Annotated in this window: 1 protein-coding gene; it reads left to right on the top strand. The window is 37.6% G+C overall.

All coding sequences use genetic code 11. The features are described from left to right. Positions 1-207: 207 nt before the first annotated feature. Positions 208-619: bis(5'-nucleosyl)-tetraphosphatase (locus CP367_RS10375; RefSeq protein ID WP_061204481.1), on the top strand; the 412-nt coding region annotated here is incomplete at its 3' end.

The raw sequence follows: 619 nt of genomic DNA, 5'->3' as shown, positions 1-619 counted from the left end.
TAGATAAATAGACGACCTCTATCGGCAATAGTCAAAAGACTATTGCTGGTAAGTCAAGTCCGTATCTAAGCAAGTTGGTGTTCTGGTTAGCGCAAGCTAACGAGCCACCAAGCCCCAGAATTTATTCTGGGGTAGTTGACTTTCAATCGCTTGACCTACATTAATAAATATTTAATAATTGTTCAATATAAAGGTTGGGTGACAAAAATGAAGATGGAACATTCTGCAGGTGCAGTTATTTACAGAAAACGTGCAAACGGCGAACTGGAATATTTGATCGTGCAGAGCGTCGTAAATTATAATTGGGGCTTTCCAAAAGGACATCTTGAAAATAATGAAGATGCTGAAGAAGCTGCTAAAAGAGAAGTCTTTGAAGAAGTTGGCTTAAAGCCGGAATTTGATTTTAACTTTAAGGAAAAGGTCAAATATCAATTAACAGAGAATAAAGAAAAAACGGTTGTCTACTTTATAGCCAAATATCTTGCAGGACAAGAAGTCAAAACGCAAAAAGAGGAAATCTTAGCTAGCAAGTGGGTGAGTCTGGTCGAGGCCCAAAAGTATTTGACTGAGCATGGAAAGATGGATGTTTTAACTAAGGCGCAAAATTACATTGAGCAAT

The organism is Lactobacillus sp. UMNPBX16, from assembly GCF_002553775.1.
GTDB lineage: Bacteria > Bacillota > Bacilli > Lactobacillales > Lactobacillaceae > Lactobacillus > Lactobacillus crispatus.
The sequence above is the reverse complement of the archived record's forward strand: the minus strand, read 5'-3'. Positions and strand labels throughout refer to the sequence as shown.